The organism is Rahnella selenatireducens (genome assembly GCF_046449555.1).
GTDB classification, from domain to species: Bacteria; Pseudomonadota; Gammaproteobacteria; order Enterobacterales; family Enterobacteriaceae; genus Rahnella; species Rahnella selenatireducens.
Genome location: NZ_JBKEZJ010000008.1, coordinates 242,190 through 259,790 on the forward strand (window position 1 = coordinate 242,190; position 17,601 = coordinate 259,790).

General features: G+C 51.5%; 16 protein-coding genes. 10 read left to right on the forward strand and 6 right to left on the reverse strand.

The genetic code is table 11. The annotated features are described in order from the left end of the window. Positions 1–2: 2 nt before the first annotated feature. From pspC to pspA, 3 genes are all read right to left on the reverse strand, one after another. Positions 3–362, reverse strand: coding sequence for an envelope stress response membrane protein PspC (pspC, locus tag ACLBVC_RS15360; protein WP_101077027.1), 360 nt, complete (start codon positions 360–362; stop codon positions 3–5). Beyond that, complete coding sequence (gene pspB / locus ACLBVC_RS15365; RefSeq protein ID WP_410150341.1) at positions 362–589, reverse strand: envelope stress response membrane protein PspB; 228 nt, start codon at positions 587–589, stop codon at positions 362–364. The genes pspC and pspB overlap by 1 nt, the downstream gene beginning before the upstream one ends. A gap of 82 nt (positions 590–671) precedes the next feature. Continuing rightward, entirely contained in the window at positions 672–1,343 is a 672-nt protein-coding gene (gene pspA, locus ACLBVC_RS15370) for a phage shock protein PspA (protein ID WP_410150342.1), read from the reverse strand. 233 nt (positions 1,344–1,576) lie between these two features. On the opposite strand from pspA, the gene pspF reads away from it, so the two are divergent. After that, the gene (gene pspF / locus ACLBVC_RS15375) at positions 1,577–2,581 is read left to right on the forward strand and encodes a phage shock protein operon transcriptional activator (RefSeq protein ID WP_410150343.1); all 1,005 of its coding nucleotides are present in this window, start codon (positions 1,577–1,579) and stop codon (positions 2,579–2,581) included. Positions 2,582–2,806: 225 nt separating this feature from the next. Here the strand turns inward: pspF and zigA are convergent, their stop codons facing one another. Beyond that, positions 2,807–3,994 carry a zinc metallochaperone GTPase ZigA gene (gene zigA, locus ACLBVC_RS15380; protein WP_410150344.1) on the reverse strand — a complete coding sequence of 396 codons (1,188 nt, stop codon included), beginning with the start codon at positions 3,992–3,994 and terminating at the stop codon, positions 2,807–2,809. 221 nt (positions 3,995–4,215) lie between these two features. Between zigA and sapA the strand changes: the two genes are divergently transcribed. From sapA to ACLBVC_RS15420, 8 genes are all read left to right on the forward strand, one after another. Continuing rightward, on the forward strand, positions 4,216–5,880 hold the full coding sequence (gene sapA / locus ACLBVC_RS15385) for an ABC transporter substrate-binding protein SapA (RefSeq protein WP_410150345.1): 1,665 nt from the start codon (positions 4,216–4,218) through the stop codon (positions 5,878–5,880). Continuing rightward, the gene (gene sapB / locus ACLBVC_RS15390; RefSeq protein ID WP_152325752.1) at positions 5,877–6,842 is read left to right on the forward strand and encodes a putrescine export ABC transporter permease SapB; all 966 of its coding nucleotides are present in this window, start codon (positions 5,877–5,879) and stop codon (positions 6,840–6,842) included. The genes sapA and sapB overlap by 4 nt, the downstream gene beginning before the upstream one ends. Continuing rightward, positions 6,829–7,719 carry a putrescine export ABC transporter permease SapC gene (sapC, locus tag ACLBVC_RS15395; RefSeq protein ID WP_165056933.1) on the forward strand — a complete coding sequence of 297 codons (891 nt, stop codon included), beginning with the start codon at positions 6,829–6,831 and terminating at the stop codon, positions 7,717–7,719. The genes sapB and sapC overlap by 14 nt, the downstream gene beginning before the upstream one ends. Next, positions 7,719–8,711 (forward strand): putrescine export ABC transporter ATP-binding protein SapD, encoded by a 993-nt coding sequence (gene sapD / locus ACLBVC_RS15400; protein ID WP_410150346.1) that lies wholly within the window; start codon positions 7,719–7,721, stop codon positions 8,709–8,711. Before sapC ends, sapD begins: the two co-directional genes overlap by 1 nt. Continuing rightward, entirely contained in the window at positions 8,711–9,520 is an 810-nt protein-coding gene (gene sapF / locus ACLBVC_RS15405) for a putrescine export ABC transporter ATP-binding protein SapF (RefSeq protein WP_152325749.1), read from the forward strand. The genes sapD and sapF overlap by 1 nt, the downstream gene beginning before the upstream one ends. Before the next feature lie 251 nt (positions 9,521–9,771). Further along, positions 9,772–10,974, forward strand: coding sequence for a CMD domain-containing protein (locus ACLBVC_RS15410; RefSeq protein WP_410150347.1), 1,203 nt, complete (start codon positions 9,772–9,774; stop codon positions 10,972–10,974). 582 nt (positions 10,975–11,556) lie between these two features. Beyond that, the gene (dtpA, locus tag ACLBVC_RS15415) at positions 11,557–13,068 is read left to right on the forward strand and encodes a dipeptide/tripeptide permease DtpA (protein WP_410150348.1); all 1,512 of its coding nucleotides are present in this window, start codon (positions 11,557–11,559) and stop codon (positions 13,066–13,068) included. 125 nt (positions 13,069–13,193) lie between these two features. After that, on the forward strand, positions 13,194–13,748 hold the full coding sequence (locus tag ACLBVC_RS15420) for a serine acetyltransferase (protein WP_410150349.1): 555 nt from the start codon (positions 13,194–13,196) through the stop codon (positions 13,746–13,748). A 79-nt stretch (positions 13,749–13,827) separates the two neighbouring features. Here ACLBVC_RS15420 and ACLBVC_RS15425 read toward each other — a convergent pair whose 3' ends face one another. Together ACLBVC_RS15425 and ACLBVC_RS15430 are read right to left on the reverse strand one after the other, a co-directional pair. After that, positions 13,828–15,723 carry a diguanylate cyclase domain-containing protein gene (locus ACLBVC_RS15425; RefSeq protein WP_410150350.1) on the reverse strand — a complete coding sequence of 632 codons (1,896 nt, stop codon included), beginning with the start codon at positions 15,721–15,723 and terminating at the stop codon, positions 13,828–13,830. A gap of 164 nt (positions 15,724–15,887) precedes the next feature. Then, positions 15,888–16,919, reverse strand: coding sequence for a helix-turn-helix domain-containing protein (locus ACLBVC_RS15430; protein WP_410150351.1), 1,032 nt, complete (start codon positions 16,917–16,919; stop codon positions 15,888–15,890). 303 nt (positions 16,920–17,222) lie between these two features. On the opposite strand from ACLBVC_RS15430, the gene ACLBVC_RS15435 reads away from it, so the two are divergent. Next, the gene (locus ACLBVC_RS15435; RefSeq protein WP_410150352.1) at positions 17,223–17,492 is read left to right on the forward strand and encodes a hypothetical protein; all 270 of its coding nucleotides are present in this window, start codon (positions 17,223–17,225) and stop codon (positions 17,490–17,492) included. Positions 17,493–17,601 lie beyond the last annotated feature (109 nt).

The following is a 17,601-nucleotide window of genomic DNA, read 5'->3' on the forward strand; positions in this document are numbered from 1 at the left end:
GGCTAAAGCTGGCGAAAGCGGCTGCGTACGCCAAAAGTTTCTGAGGTGACGTAACGTTCAACCTGCCGCAAACGCTGCTCGCTGGCTTTCAGCTCGCGGTCGGCTTCTTCGAGTAAACTGCGCGGCGATGGCGCGGTTTCCTCGTCATATTCGCTGGCTGGAACCGGATCCAGCACGTAACTCAGAATGATGTAAGCCACCAGCGTGAACATGAACAGGCCGAAAAAGACCGACAACACCGCCATGATGCGCAGAAGTTTGACCGGTACACCGAGATAGTGCGAAAGCCCGGCCAGCACACCCTTCACCACGCCCTCTTCCGGCACGCGGTAGAGTTTTTTCTCAGACAAACGCGTCGCCATTATGATTGCCTCCAGCCCGGATGCTCGGCGTCCAGAATTTCTTCCAGTGCCTGAATACGTTCACGCATGCGCTGCGCTTCAAGTGTCAGGCTCGAGAGATTTTGTATCTCATGCTGACTGAGCTGACTGCCATTTTGCTGGCGGTTGCTGTAGTGAAGCCATAACCAGACAGGCGCCACGAATAAAACAAAAATAGTCAGCGGAATTGCTAAAAACAGGAAGCTCATTATTTATCCTTAATTCTGATGAGTCTTATGGGTGCGTTAACCCCGTATAACCTGCCTGCGGACAGGCAGGTTTGCCGGAAAATTACGCGTCCTGATTACCGTTCATTTTGGCTTTCAGGGCAGCAATTTGCGCGCTGATTTCATCGTCGGCTTTCAGCTCAGCAAACTGCTGATCCAGCGATTTCTTTTTGCCAATACTGACGCTTTCCGCTTCTGCTTCCATATGATCGATGCGGCGTTCGAACTGCTCAAAACGCGCCATCGCTTCATCAATTTTACCGCTGTCGAGCTGGCGACGAACGTCACGCGAAGAGGCTGCCGCCTGGTGACGTAACGTCAGCGCCTGCTGGCGGGCACGGGTTTCAGTCAGTTTGCTTTCCAGCTCGCCAATTTCTGATTTCATGCGATCCAGCGTTTCTTCTACGACGGTCACTTCATTTTTCAGCGTCGCCACCAGCTCGGACAATTTCTGTTTCTCAATCAGCGCCGCACGCGCCAGATCGTCTTTGTCTTTACGCAGGGCCAGTTCGGCTTTGTCCTGCCATTCAATCTGCTGGGATTCACCCTGTTCAATGCGACGGATCAGCTGTTTCTTTTCTGCCAGCGCGCGGGCGGAGGTTGAACGTAGTTCCACCAGCGTGTCTTCCATTTCCTGAATCATCAGACGAACCAGTTTTTGCGGATCTTCTGCTTTATCCAGCAAGGTGTTGATGTTGGCGTTAATGATGTCAGCGAAGCGAGAAAAAATACCCATAATCGAAATTCCTCTTTGATTCTGTTTGGTTTCCGGCCAATTGTTTACCGGTTAAAGCCGCAGGAAAATTTTCATCCGTGGCGATAAACCTATATCAGGATCCGTGCCAACTTTTTAAAATCATTATCTTCATGAATAAATTGAATTTTTTATTTTCTTCTCTGCTATGCTTAATTTCCAAGATGATTATTTTCACTAAGAGTTAGTGTGTTTCACCACGCAAGGAAAGCCTCATGACTGATAATACAGACAATTTACTCGGCGAAGCCAATGCGTTTATCGAAGTTCTGGAACAGGTTTCGCAACTGGCGAAACTGAATAAACCGGTGCTGGTGACCGGTGAACGCGGCAGCGGTAAGGAACTCATCGCGCACCGTCTGCATTATCTGTCACCGCGCTGGCAGGGGCCGTTCATTTCGCTGAACTGCGCCGCACTCAATGAAAATCTGCTGGATTCCGAGCTGTTCGGCCACGAAGCAGGAGCGTTTACCGGCGCGCAGAAGCGTCATCTCGGGCGCTTTGAACGGGCAGACGGCGGCACGTTATTTCTTGATGAACTCGCGACCGCGCCGATGCTGGTGCAGGAAAAATTATTGCGCGTGATCGAATACGGACATCTGGAACGCGTCGGCGGCAGCCAGCCGTTACAGGTCGATGTTCGTCTGGTGTGCGCGACGAATGATGATCTTCCGGCACTGGCCGCCGCCGGAAAATTCCGCGCGGATTTGCTTGACCGCCTGGCGTTTGACGTCGTTCAGCTTCCGCCGCTGCGTGAGCGCCAGCAGGACATCATGTTGCTGGCGGAGCATTTTGCCATCCAGATGTGCCGAGAACTTTCTCTGCCGCTATTCCCCGGTTTTACCGAACATGCCCGCGAAACGCTGATGCGCTATCGCTGGCCGGGGAATATCCGCGAACTGAAAAACGTCGTGGAGCGTTCAATGTACCGGCACGGCACCAGCGATTTTCCGCTAGATAACATTATTCTGAATCCGTTTGCTCAGCGGACGGCGTATTCCGCACCGGAGGAACCGCGTGAGAGTGTTTCGTTACCGGCGTTGCCGCTGGATCTGAAACAGTGGGTCACCGGTCAGGAAAAAAATCTGATTGAGCTGGCGTTGCGGCAGGCGCGTTTCAACCAGCGCAAGGCCGCTGAGCAGCTTAACGTGACGTATCATCAGTTACGCGGAATGTTGAAAAAGCACGGAATACAGGTGAATTCGCAGGAAAGTGACTAAATAACAGGCAAAAAAAAGCCAGCACCCGAGCTGGCTAAGTAATACTGGAAGCAATGTGAGCAATGTCGTACCTCGCGATTAACGCCCCTGGCGGGACACCTCTCGTCCGGTGAAAAGAATGATAATGGTTCTCAGTATCGTCTGTAAAGCACTTTGTTGAGAATATTTCTCATTACCACACGGTTTTTAAGGCTACTTTTTGAACAACCTTAGCATCATTACGGACTACCACTCCGGGAAAGGATCGGCCATTGCCATCCAGCTGTCGATCCCTTCGGCCATTTGCTGCTCACTCAGCAGGCAGGCATCCAGCCGGTGAATAATCTCTTCCTTATCCAGATGCTGACCGATGAATACCAGCTCCTGACGCATATCGCCAAACGGCTCGACCCACTTCTCCATAATTTGCTGACGAGTTTCTTCATCCTGCGGCCAGTCATTTTCAGGCAATGCACGCCAGAAAATCCCCGCCATGCCATATCGCACGATCCCGCCCGCCTGACTCCATTGCCCTGCAAAACGGGGGCGTGTCGCCAGCCAGAAAAAGCCTTTCGACCGCAATAACGTCCCGCCGCCCCAGTCGCCATGTACCACGCGATAGAATTTATCTGGATCAAATGGCCGGCGCGCGGTGTAGACAAAACTGCTGATACCGTACTCCTCGGTTTCCGGCGTATGTTCACCACGCAGTTCCTTGAGCCAGCCTGGTGCCTGCTGCGCTGCGGCGAAATCGAAAAGACCGGTATTGAGTACATTTTCCAGCGGCAAACTGCCCGGTGATATAGGAATGATTTGCGCTGCCGGGTTCAGGCTTTGCAGTAGCGCGATCACTTCACGCTGCTGCTGGCTGTCGAGCAGATCCGTTTTGCTCACCAGCAACACGTTACAAAATTCAATTTGATCAATCAGGAGATCGGTCACGCTGCGTGCGTCGTCCTCACCCAGACTTTCACCCGCCTCCTGAACGCTGCGAGCCTCCTGATATTGCTGCATAAAATTGACGCCATCCACGACGGTGACCAGCGTATCCAGCCGCGCAAATTGTGAAAGGCTTTCGCCGTTTTCATCTTCAAACGTAAAGGTTTCCGCCACCGGCAGCGGCTCTGAGATCCCGCTCGATTCAATCAGCAGATAATCAAACCGCCCCGCCTGTGCCAGTTCGCGCACGGAAATCAGTAAATCTTCCCGCAACGTGCAGCAGATGCAGCCGTTGCTCATTTCCACCAGTTTTTCCTGCTGGCGGTCGAGCGTAACTTCGTTCGCGACCAGCGAGGCATCAATATTTACTTCGCTCATATCATTGACAATCACCGCTACGCGCATGCCCTGACGATTATTCAGGATATGGTTCAACACGGTAGTTTTTCCCGCGCCAAGGAAACCGGAAAGCACGGTGACGGGCAGTAAAGACATAATTAACCTCGAATCAAAAGACCGCGCAGGCAAAATACTTCGCCTGCGATTATTGTTATAATATAACATAACAATGTCAGCGCGATTTCAAGGGTTTTCTGAAAGAACGGATAAAAACTGCGCGAAATGCCGCAGGATTTCACCCTGTTTTGTGCAATGGATTGGGGTACCTCGCAGAGTACGGTACACTTAAGGCATTGCACCTTAACTTTGAAGCCTTTATGCGTCGTCTAACTTTGTGGATGCTTTTACTGAGCAGTTTGTCCACAGCAGTGTTTGCTGAGACTGCTCCAACACATGCCAGCCCGACGGTTGCCAGCGCAACGGATAGCGATATTCGCCAGAGCGGCTTTGTCTATTGCGTCAACGGTATGGTCAATACCTTCAATCCGCAAAAAGCCAGCAGCGGGCTGATTATTGATACGCTCGCCGCACAGCTTTACGACCGTCTGCTGGACGTTGACCCGTATACCTATCGCCTGATCCCTGAACTGGCGCAGAGCTGGGAAGTGCTCGACGATGGCGCAACCTACCGTTTTCATCTGCGCAAAGATGTGCCTTTTCAGAAAACCAGCGGATTTGTACCTTCACGTAAAATGAACGCCGATGATGTGGTGTTCAGCTTCCAGCGCATCATTGATCCGAATAATCATTTCCACGGGGTTAACGGCGAAGAGTACCCGTATTTCGACAGTTTGCAGTTTGCCAAAACGGTGAAAAGCATCAAAAAGCTTGATGACTACACGGTCGAGTTTCGCCTGAATAACCCCGATGCCTCTTTCCTCTGGCATCTGGCGACCCATTACTCACCGGTGCTTTCCGCTGAATATGCGGCCAGTTTGACAAAATCAGGCAATGAAGAAGAAATAGATCGCCAGCCTGTCGGCACCGGCCCGTTCCAGCTGGGCGAATACCGCACCGGCCAGTACGTGCGTCTTGAACGCAACGGGCAATACTGGAAAGGCACGCCGCGCATGGCGCAGATTGTGATCGACATGGGCGTCGGCGGCACAGGACGTTTGTCTAAATTGCTTACCGGTGAGTGTGATGTTCTGGCGTATCCGGCGGCCAGCCAGCTGTCGATTTTGCGCGAAGATCCGCGCCTGCGCCTTTCCCTGCGTCCGGGCATGAACGTCGCCTATCTGGCGTTTAATACCAATAAAGCGCCGCTTAACGATCCGCGTATCCGTCAGGCCGTTGCGCTTTCTATTAATAACCAGCGTCTGATGCAGTCGATTTATTACGGTACGGCAGAAACGGCGGCGTCAATTTTGCCGCGCGCCTCGTGGGCGTATGACAGCAATGCGCAGGTGACGGAATACAATCCGGCCAAAGCCAGACAAATCCTCAAAGATCTCGGGCAGGAAAAACTGAATCTGCATTTGTGGGTGCCGACGGCATCGCAGTCGTTTAACCCGAGCCCGCTGAAAACCGCTGAGCTTATTCAGGCGGATTTAGCACAGGTGGGGATTAAAGTGACGATTGTGCCGGTTGAAGGCCGTTTCCAGGAAGCCAAGCTGATGGAGATGAACCATGACCTGACGCTGACAGGCTGGTCGACGGACAGTAATGACCCGGACAGTTTCTTCCGCCCGATGCTCAGCTGTGCAGCGATTCATTCTCAGACCAACTATGCTCACTGGTGTGATCCGGCGTTTGATGAATTACTGCGTCAGGGCCTGTTGTCGCAGCAGCTTTCCCAGCGCATTGAGTTTTATCAACAGGCACAAACAATCCTCGAACAGGAATTACCGGTGCTGCCGCTGGCTTCCTCGCTACGCCTTCAGGCTTACCGTTACGACATCAAAGGCCTGGTTCTGAGTCCGTTCGGCAACTCTTCATTCGCAGGCGTCTTCCGTGATGACGAAGGAAGGAAAGCCCCATGATTATCTTCACGTTACGCCGCATTTTGTTGCTGCTGGTCACGCTGTTTTTCCTCAGTCTGGTGGCGTTCAGCCTGAGCTATTTCACGCCGAATGCGCCGCTGCGCGGTGCGTCTTTGTGGGATGCCTATCGCTTCTATTTTATGGGTCTGTGCCAGTTTGATTTTGGCGTTTCGAGCATCAACGGCGAAAGTATTACTTATCAGCTGAAAGCGGTATTCCCGGCCACCATGGAACTGTGCGTTCTGGCCTTTGCGCTGGCGCTGTTCGTCGGGATCCCGCTGGGGATTCTGGCGGGCGTAATGCGCGGAAAATGGCCGGATGTGGCGATCAGCAGCCTGGCATTACTCGGTTTCTCGATTCCTGTTTTCTGGCTGGCCGTTCTGCTGATGCTGTTCTTCTCATTACAGCTCGGCTGGCTACCGGTCTCTGGTCGTCTTGATTTACTGTATCAGTTGAAAACCGTGACCGGCCTGACGCTGGTCGATGCCTGGCTTTCGCATTCGCCGTACCGCCACGAGATGATCATCAGCGCGATCCGCCACATGATTTTGCCGATTGCCGCGCTGGCCGTTGCGCCGACCACGGAAGTGATCCGCCTGATGCGGATTTCCACTGATGACGTGCTGGCGAAAAACTACGTGAAAGCCGCTGCAACCCGCGGGCTGTCGCGCTTTACCATTATCCGTCGTCATGTTTTACACAATGCGCTGCCGCCGATTATCCCAAAACTGGGTTTGCAATTTTCCACTATGCTGACGCTGGCGATGATTACGGAAGTGGTCTTTAACTGGCCGGGCATTGGGCGCTGGCTGATCAACGCGATCCGCCAGCAAGATTACGCCGCGATTTCCGCCGGTGTGATGGTCGTGGGCTCGCTGGTGATAGTCGTCAACGTGCTTTCAGACATTCTCGGTGCCCTGATGAACCCATTGAAACATAAGGAATGGTATGCCCTTCGATAACGTATACCGTGAAAAACAGGTGCCCAGTCCGCTGCGTCATACGTGGGGGATTTTTTATCGCGATACGCTGTCGATGATCGGATTCTACGGCGTGCTGGGGCTGCTGTTCCTGTGTGTTTTCGGTCATCTGCTGGCGCCGTATGCGCTTGATCAGCAATTCCTCGGCTACCAGTTGCTGCCGCCGTCGTGGTCGCGCTATGGGAATGTTTCATTCTTCCTCGGTACCGACGATTTAGGCCGCGATTTACTCAGCCGGATGCTAACCGGCGCGGCACCGACCATCGGCGGTGCGCTGGTGATCACCCTCGCGGCATCGCTGTGCGGCGTAATTATCGGCGTGCTGGCAGGCATTACCCGCGGGCTGAAATCAGCGATCCTCAATCATATTCTCGATACGCTGCTGTCCATCCCTTCCCTGCTGCTGGCGATTGTGGTCGTGGCCTTTATCGGCCCGAAACTTGAACACGCTATGCTGGCCGTCTGGCTGGCACTGTTGCCACGAATTTCCCGCACGATTTACAGCGCCGTGCATGATGAACTGGAAAAAGAGTATGTGGTGGCCGTGCGTCTGGACGGGGCTTCAACCTGGCAAATCCTGCGTTACGCGGTGCTGCCCAATATTGTCGCGGTACTGGCGACCGAATTTACCCGTGCGCTGTCGATGGCCATTCTGGACATAGCCGCGTTAGGTTTTCTGGATTTAGGCGCGCAGCTTCCGTCACCGGAATGGGGTGCCATGCTCGGCGATTCGCTGGAGCTGGTTTACGTCGCGCCCTGGACGGTAATGTTGCCAGGCGCAGCAATCCTTATCAGCGTGCTGCTCATCAATCTGCTGGGCGATGGTGTACGCCGGGCGATTAATGCAGGGGTGGAATAATGCCGTTACTTGATATCCGTAACCTGACTATCGAATTTATGACTGCCGACGGCCCGGTAAAAGCCGTCGATCGCGTGAGTATTACGCTAAATGCCGGTGAAGTTCGCGGGCTGGTGGGCGAATCCGGTTCTGGTAAAAGCCTGATTGCCAAAGCTATCTGCGGCGTCACTAAAGACAACTGGCGTGTGACCGCTGACCGGATGCGTTTTGATGATATTGATCTGCTGACGCTGTCCCCGCGCGAACGCCGCAAGCTGGTCGGCCAGAACGTATCAATGATTTTCCAGGAACCACAATCCTGTCTGGATCCATCGGAAAACATTGGCCGTCAGCTGATTCAGGCCATACCCGGCTGGACATACAAAGGCCGCTGGTATCAGCGCTGGAAATGGCGGAAAAAGCGCGCCATTGAATTGCTGCACCGCGTCGGGATTAAAGATCATAAAGACATTATGGCCAGTTATCCTTATGAACTGACTGAAGGCGAATGTCAGAAAGTGATGATTGCCATCGCGCTTGCCAATCAGCCGCGTCTGCTGATTGCGGATGAACCGACCAACGCCATGGAGCCGACCACACAGGCGCAGATCTTTCGCCTTCTGGCACGGCTAAACCAGAACAATAACACCACCATTTTGCTCATCAGCCACGACCTGCAAATGATGAGCAAATGGGCCAACCGCATTAACGTGCTGTATTGCGGGCAAACGGTTGAAAGCGCTATATGCGAAGATTTGCTGGCCGCACCGCATCATCCTTATACGCAGGCGCTGATCCGCGCGATGCCGGACTTTGGCCGCTCGCTACCGCACAAAAGCCGCCTGAATACGCTGCCGGGTGCGATTCCTTCGCTGGAGCATTTGCCGATTGGCTGCCGTCTGGGGCCTCGCTGCCCTTACGCGCAGAAAAAATGCATTGAAACTCCGCGCCTTCGTCTGGCAAAAACTCATGCATTTGCCTGTCACTTTCCACTGAATATGGAGGAGCAATAATGGGCGAGACCTTGCTTGAAGTCCGCAATCTGAGCAAAACGTTCCGTTATCGCACCGGCCTGTTCCGCAAAATGGATCTCGATGCCGTGAAGCCTGTCAGCTTCACGCTGCGTGAGAAACAGACGCTGGCGATTATTGGAGAGAACGGTTCAGGTAAATCCACGCTGGCAAAAATGTTGTCGGGCATGGTTGAACCGAGCGGCGGTGAAATCCTGATAGATGAGCATCCGCTGGAATTTCGCGATTACCGTTTCCGCAGCCAGCAAATCCGCATGATTTTTCAGGATCCGAGTACGTCGCTGAACCCGCGTCAGCGCATCGGCCAGTTGCTTGAAGCACCGCTGCGCCTCAACAGCGAAATGGATGCCCAGCAGCGCGAACAGCGTATCAACCAGACGTTACGACTGGTGGGTATGTTGCCGGATCACGCGTTTTATTACCCGCATATGCTGGCCTCCGGGCAAAAGCAGCGTGTCGCACTGGCGCGCGCTTTAATCCTTCAACCGAAAGTGATTGTTGCCGATGAAGCGCTGGCGTCACTCGATATGTCCATGCGTTCGCAAATCATCAACATGATGCTTGAATTGCAGGAAAAACAGGGTATTTCCTACATTTACGTGACGCAACATTTGGGGATGATGAAACACATCAGCGATCAGGTGCTGGTGATGCACGAAGGCGAAGTGGTTGAGCGGGGAAACACGGCTGAAGTACTCGCCGCACCGCTTCATGATCTCACCAAACGGCTCATCTCCAGCCATTTTGGCGAGGCATTAACTGCCGATGCCTGGCGTCGCGACGGGAACTGACACAGAAGATCCCTTACGTGTTTTGGCACTAAAACCGGCACAAGTTCCCTGAGCCGGTTTTTTTATGGCTGCAATTTCACAAAATGTCGATAAAACGTCTGCCGAAATCCCTTCATCTGGAATATTCACGGTCTTCTATTCCATTTCGCTATGATTTATCGCTTAACATTATTTTATCTCGACAGCGGTATCGGCAAGGATAGGGTCTGTAAATTCGCCTGAGTGACAGGCTTGAAGCAAAGGACCCGATCATGGAACAACAACGCAAGGCCGCGCACAGCGGCTGGTATCACGAAACACAATCCAGCCAGTATGGTCACCTGCCACTCGATCCTCATGCCGCGTTGATTCAGGATCGCTTTTTACTCGGACTGGAAAACCAGCTCGACCCGACGCTTCGCCCGCTGATTAACGACCGCCAGGGTTTGCTGCGCGCTTCCCGCGCCTGTTACGACGTGCTCTTCCCGAACAGCCTGAGCGTTTCGCGCACCGAAACCTTGTCGTTATATGACCGCCTCAGCAGCGCGCTGACCGTCGCACAGGTGAGCGGCGTGCAATGTCTTTGTAGCCATTACGCTGCCCGCCTCGCCCCCCTTTCCAGCCCCGATGCCTCTCGTGAAAGTAACATCCGCCAGACCCACATTACCCAGTTCGCCCGCCTGCTCGCCACGCAACCCACGTTAATTACCGCACCGATGCTCAGTCAGCTATACGACGTGGGGCTGAGCACGCGCGATATTGTCACGTTCACGCAACTCATTGGTTTTGTCTGTTATCAGGCGCGCGTGCTGGCCGTTCTGAACGGTCTTCGTGGCCGTGCTGCGGCTGTGTTACCAGGATTCCCGTCGCCGGAAGGCTGCGAGCAAAAAGGATTCTCACTGGCGATGCTGCAATGGACGTCACGCTTGCCGGAAGTGGTGCCGCAAACCGCCAGTCGTCACCAGCAGGATGTGCTGGATTTGATCGCACCGGATGCCCGTTCTTCTTCTTTCTATACCCTGCTGGTGCATGACGCGGATGCACTTAGCGAATTTTCGGCCGTGTTCAACAATATTATGCAGGCCGGGGAACGCCCTAAAGCCGCATGGCGTGAATTATCGGCAGTAACGACATCACAGTTAAACGGCTGTTTGTATTGTGCAGGGATCCACGGACGCCTTTATCTGGAAGCAGGCGGAAATGAAACGTTGATCGGTGAGTTGTTTAAAGAAAGTCATCGTGATGACGCCGTCGATTATGTCTCGCAAAAACAGGCTGATGCCAAAGAAGCCGCATTGCTGGAAGCCGTGATTACGTTAACACGAACACCTGAACGTTTTGATGCACGCCGCCTGCACGGTTTATCTGACGCAGGTTACAGCGCAGCGCAATCTCTGGATATCCTGCTGACCGCAGCCCTGTTCAGCTGGTCAAATCGTCTTATTCAGACGTTAGGCGATACGCTCAGCAGGTAAACCAGACTCGTTTTTCATTCATTCTTTACCCCTTCTTTTCGGCAGGACATTCGCCTGCCGAATCCATCAAATGTAAATACCTGCGCCGCCTAACCGTCATAAGTCGTACTAATCTTATTTTCAATCGGAAATTTAGTGTTAAAACGAGAGACAAATCACATCAGGTTATTTGCTGCTCTGGTTAGAACTTCATCCGCCACAATTTTATTCATAAAACCCCACAAACATCACCACAAGCCAGGGGTATTCACTGCGTATTCATATTTTTCCAGCCGAAAAGCCCACTTAAGACTTTTCAGGAAAAACAAAAACTAGATAGCCTTCCGGATTATTATTCATACAACATATTCACATTGCCTATTTAGAAAACATAAACGTTAATTCTGCATAACATTTCGAACATAGTTTAATCAGGACGGATAAGTTAAATGTAACGATACATTTCAAACTCCTTGCCTCATTTACGAAGATAGTGAACATTACTTGCCGTCATCCCATCTTATAACAATGCAAAGGGTGCTTATTTCGCGCCACTTATGCGTTTTCGCCATTCACGGGCGAAAGGAATAAACAGAGGTACGAGTGTCAACTGCAAACAAAACACCAAATAATGAAAGCGTGAGTCTGAACGCATTCAAACAGCCAAAAGCGTTTTATCTGATTTTCTCCATCGAATTGTGGGAGCGTTTCGGTTACTACGGCCTGCAAGGGATCATGGCGGTTTACCTGGTCAAAATGCTTGGCCTGAGTGAAGCTGACTCCATTACCCTCTTCTCCTCATTCAGTGCGCTTGTGTATGGCTTCGTGGCTATCGGCGGCTGGCTGGGCGATAAAGTGCTGGGTTCAAAACGCGTGATCGTGCTGGGTGCGATCGTGCTGGCGCTGGGTTATTCATTCGTTGCCTATTCCGGCCACGAAATCTTCTGGGTTTATCTGGGTATGGCGACTATCGCCGTCGGCAGTGGCCTGTTTAAAGCAAACCCATCCTCATTGCTTTCTACCTGCTACGAAAAAGATGACCCGCGTCTTGATGGCGCATTCACCATGTATTATATGTCGGTCAACATCGGTTCATTCTTCTCTATGCTCGCCACGCCTTGGCTGGCCGCGAAGTATGGCTGGAGCGTCGCGTTCTCCCTGAGCGTCGTGGGTATGTTGATCACTATCGTGAACTTCCTGTTCTGCCGTAAATGGGTGAAACGTCAGGGTTCAAAACCAGACTTCGCGCCACTTCAGTTCCAAAAATTACTGATGGTGCTGGTTGGCGTCGTGGCGTTGGTGTTTGTTTCCAGCTGGTTACTGCATAACCAAACCATCGCACGTATGGTTCTGGGTGTGGTTTCTGTCGGCATCATCATTGTGTTTGCGAAAGAAACTTTCGCCATGCAAGGCATTGCACGCCGTAAGATGATTGTTGCGTTCCTGCTGATGATGGAAGCGGTGGTGTTCTTCGTGCTGTACAGCCAGATGCCAACGTCTCTCAACTTCTTCGCAATCCACAACGTAGGTCACGATCTGCTGGGTATCAGCTTCCAGCCTGAGCAGTTCCAGGCACTGAACCCGTTCTGGATCATGGTTGCCAGCCCGATTCTGGCCGCTGTTTACACTAAAGTGGGCGACCGCATGCCAATGCCGCATAAATTTGCGATCGGGATGGTGCTGTGTTCAGGTGCGTTCCTGGTGCTGCCGTGGGGTGCAAGCCTCGCCAACGAACACGGGATTGTGTCTGTTAACTGGCTGGTTCTGAGCTATGCATTGCAGAGTATCGGTGAACTGATGATTTCCGGTCTGGGTCTGGCGATGGTGGCGCAGCTGGTTCCACAACGTTTGATGGGCTTCATCATGGGCGCATGGTTCCTGACAACCGCCGCGGCTGCGATTATCGCAGGTTATGTGGCGAACCTGACCGCAGTTCCTGCTGATATCGATGATGCGCATGCTTCACTGGCAATCTACAGCCACGTGTTTCTGCAAATTGGTATCGCGACCGGCGTGATTGCCGTACTGATGTTGGTTACCGCATCTAAACTGCACCGCATGACACTTGACCGCGAAACGGACGAAAAACAACCTGAACTGGCTTCTGCTCAGTAATTACAGAACGTTTTTCAGTGATGAACGCTTCCCTCGGGAGGCGTTTTTTTTTTGCAAGAAATTTAGCAAACATCATGATTGTGTTAGGATTGTGTAATGCACCCTAACAAAAAAACACAATTCTGATGAGCGTAAAGCACAGTCACTATAAGCAATTAACCTGCTACTTAGCTGCAGATATTCTTAAAAACAAAAGAGAATTTTCCTGGCGGCGGATAATACTCAGATGTATTAAACAACCTCAACATCGGTACATTTTCTGGTGGCGTATTGCGAGTTATTTGTATGCTACTGAAAGCCATTTTTGTAAATCTCGTGCCCGTAAGATTAATTATTCGCTAATCAGAAAGTATGGCATAGAGATCATGCTAGGTGCGCAGGTTGGAGAAGGGATCAGGCTTCCACACCTCACCGGCATCGTGATTAATCCCCACTGTATTATTGGGAAAAATGTTCGGATTCGGCAAAATACTACTATCGGCATTAAAGTTGATGAAGGGACAAGACAAATAATGATTGGTGACAATGTCGATATCGGTGCTAATTGCTGCATTATCGGAAATGGCATTACGATTGGTCATAACACCACCATTGGCGCAATGTCTTTTATCAACAAAGATATTCCCGATAACGCCGTGTGTTATACGGAAAAAAGCATCAAAATAATTATTAAACCTTGAGAGGCATGCATTTGACTAATGAATTCTCATCTCAGATGAGTTCATTTTTAATTGTTCTCTCTAAAAATTTTTCACTACCTCATCCAAGATAATAGCGCCCCTTCCCGCTCTGCTTCGCCCGATACATGGCCGCATCGGCTCTGGCCATCAGCGTGTCCGGTAACAAAGGCTGACGCGCGCGCCCGATCGCCACACCGATACTCGCCGACAACGCCACCGGCACGCCGGCCACGCGTTCGATGGAGTGCAGGGCGTTCATCAGGCTGATACAAATGCGGCTGACATCATTTTCGGTGTTCACCAGATGTCCGAGTAAAATCGTGAATTCATCTCCTGCCAGCCGCGCCACAATATCCTGTGAACGCAGATTATCGCGTAAGGTATGACCGAAAAACTTCAGGATCAAATCGCCAAATTCGTGCCCGTAGGTGTCGTTGTAAGCTTTAAAATTATCAATATCTAAAAAGAGCAATGCGATGTCTTTATCTGCTTTTTCTTGTTGTTTTGCGGCATAAATCAGTGACTGCTGGAACGCACGCCGGTTAGGTAATCCGGTCAGTGAATCGTGATTGGCCTCGAACTCAAGCTGCGCCTGAAGTTCTTTGATTTCGCTGATATCAGTAGAAAGACCGTAGTATCCGTTACGCACATCGTCACAGGGGATCAGTGTGGTGTGCAGAACGCCGCCCTTGCCGTAACGCGAATCATCGGATAATTCAATTTCGTAGCTGACCGTCATGCCCTGCAAAACCTGCCGGATATAGGGCTGAATTTTTTCGTAACTCTCGTACCCCACCACATCCCTGACCTGCTGCCCGTTCACTTTATTTTCTTCCACGCCGTACCAGTTCGCGTGGAAGTGATTCACAAACGTATATTGTTCATTAGCATCAACATGGCAAATCAGGGCAGGAATGTTGTCGGTGATGGCCCTGAGACGATTTTTGCTTTCGGTCAGCTCGCGTTCACGGGTCAGACGCTGCGCTATTTCCTGATGGAGCTGGTCCATCGCCATCTGAAGCTCGTGCGTGCGCGCTGCAACGCGACGTTCCAGATCTTCCTGTAAGGAATAAAGCGCCTGTTCGATATGTTTACGCTCAGTGATATCGCTGATGACCACAATATAGTGATGGGCGTCACCGGTCGCATTACGCACCAGAGACGCCGTCAGCGTCACCCAAAGCGTACCGCCGTCTGCGCGCTGCAACAGTTTTTCAACGCTGAAACTGTTTATTTCACCCGACAGCAGGCGTGGTACGAGAATGTTCTCAGCGTAGAGATCGTCCGGATGGGTCACATCTTGGAGTAAGCAGGTGCGCAGCTGGTATTCGGCGTAACCGAGCATGTTGCAAACCTGCGGATTGATACGTAACCAGCGCCAGTCGAGCCCGACCAGAGAGAAACCGACTGCCGCGTGGGCGAATGTCTGTTCAAATAAGGCTTCGCTTTTGGCGAGGTTGTCTTCGACCCGCGCGGTGTACTGACGGTTTTCCAGGTGGAAAATATAGCTTTGCACCAGCGCGGTCATGTCCAGCAGCGTCTGCTGATCCTCTTCGCTCCACCCACGTGTGCGGTCATCAATCAGGCACAGCGCGCCGAGCGCAACGCCCTCTTTGGAGTACAGCGGGCAGCCTGCGTAGAAAACAACATGAGGTTCGCCGGAAACCAGCGGATTATCGTGAAACCGCAAATCGAGCCGGGCATCCATAACAATTAACGGGTCTGGCTGAAGGATCGTGTGACCGCAGAACGAGGTATCGCGGGGAGACTGGTTGATATCAACGCCGGTATGGGACAAAAACCACTGCCGGTCAGCGTCAATCAGTGAAACAACGACCGCCTTTGCCTGAAACTGACGGGCAGCCATCCGGGTTATTCGATCGATTTCCTCAATTCTGGGGGAATCTACTATGCCCAGAGAAGCCAGTATGGCAAGACGAGCTTGTTCATCAACTGCCTGTTGAGGGACTAACATAGTGCACTCTCAATGATTACTGGTGAATATTCCACCGAGTCTACTGTGTTTAACCGCAAAAACGGCCCTGATTCCGCCCTGCAAAGGCAAAATTCAGAATAGTGACAGATCACGAAACGCGCATAAATTTAACAAAAATGGTACAAGCTTTGACAAATCAATCATTAAAGCGAGCTGACCCAATTCACATGCGTGGCATCAGCCTGGCCGGATCGTTCTGCATCCCGGCGGTATTTCTCCCGCATTTCCGAAGGCGTGGTGCCATAAAACTCATGGAAATATCGGCGCAGCGCGCTCAGCTCAAGCCCGCAATGACGGGCAATGGCCGCCAGGCTTTGGTCGGACATCGAAGACGTCCGCAATAACCGTTTTGCCAGCAAAAGTCGACGGCTGCGGATAAATTGCGCAATCCCTCCCATAGGCTCAAACAACCGGTACAATCCGGAACGCGAGATCGCGAAGTTTTTGCAAAGAATGTCGATGCTGATCGGATTACTAAGATGTTTCTCAACGTACAGACAAATCCTTTCCAGGCGCGCACTTTGCTCGAACGGATGCTCGACTTTTTTGCCCGCCACGAGATGGAGTGTTTGTAAAAACACCGAGGCAGCACCTTCGCCGGTACTGAGAACTTCCTGCTCGGTCATCTGGTCAAAGACCTGCACCATCGTGGCAAAATGGTTGCGTAAAATGATGTTCACGGGCGAGGCTGCCGGAATACGTTTGCCATGCAGCGAGGCGATATCAACATTAAAATTCAGGCTGTGCTTGGGCATAATAATGTATTGATAGGAGCCCAGACGCGGCTTGCGGTCACCGGGATAAACATGAATTTTAATCGGCTGCGACATGTCCTGGATCAGGATATCGCCCTGACTGAGCACGAAATCCTCCCCATAACACTGGCAGGCCATTCCGCCGACGATCATGATAAAAATCACAATATGATCAGGCATCGAAAACAGGTTGCCATATTGCCGGCTAATATCGTGTTCACTGACCGTCAGCACGCCGCCGATAACGCGGCCAAAATTATAGCCCGTGACGCCCCAGTCAAATTCTTCCCGGTGACGGTCGGGCAATTCCAGTTTAAAACCGGCGCTGGACATGCCGTCTTCCCATTCGTAAAAGCGGGTTTCGAAGTCCTGATAAATGTTGGCGCCGTCAACGATCTTTCTTGAAGATGAATCGCTCATTATCTCACCGGAAATTAAGATTATTCTTAAACGATAATCTACGTCATACTGAGAAATCAATGCTTAACAACAATTGATCATACTTCTCCACCGAAAATGGCCATTTTCAACGCTTGCTCAGATTGTCTAAAATGCCGTGAAATCAGTCAATAAGCGGCTTATTCGATGAATTGATAACGCGTTTAGTCCGCGATAATAAATTTTGAATCGGTTAATATCGCATTGAAGCCTTTCACTTTTGTGATTTGCTATTGTTTAAAAGATACCCACCCCATTTTTCACGCAACCCACCAGGAAATCGCAATGGATAAAAGAAAAGTCCTGGATGAAGGACGTCAGCTAAAACGCCTGAATGCGGAAACCCGCCGGCATGCGCATATGCATAAATGGTTCGCTATCGTGGCGGCTCTTGATTGTGTACTGGTCATTTTCTACGATCAGGATATGCGTAATATCGTCTTCTCGGCGGGTGTTTGCGTGGTCTGTACCTATTTATGGCTGAAAGGCAGAAAACAATCCCGCAGCTATCGCCGTGAGTGGGATGAAAAATTCGGTACAAAAAATCGCCTCTGAGCCATTTTTTTCGGCTATCTCTGCCCTTCCTTCATTCGTTTCATAAAGAAATTCCTAATTTTCGCGAACGTGTTTTGTTCGGGCGCAATCATCAGCCAAAATAACATTT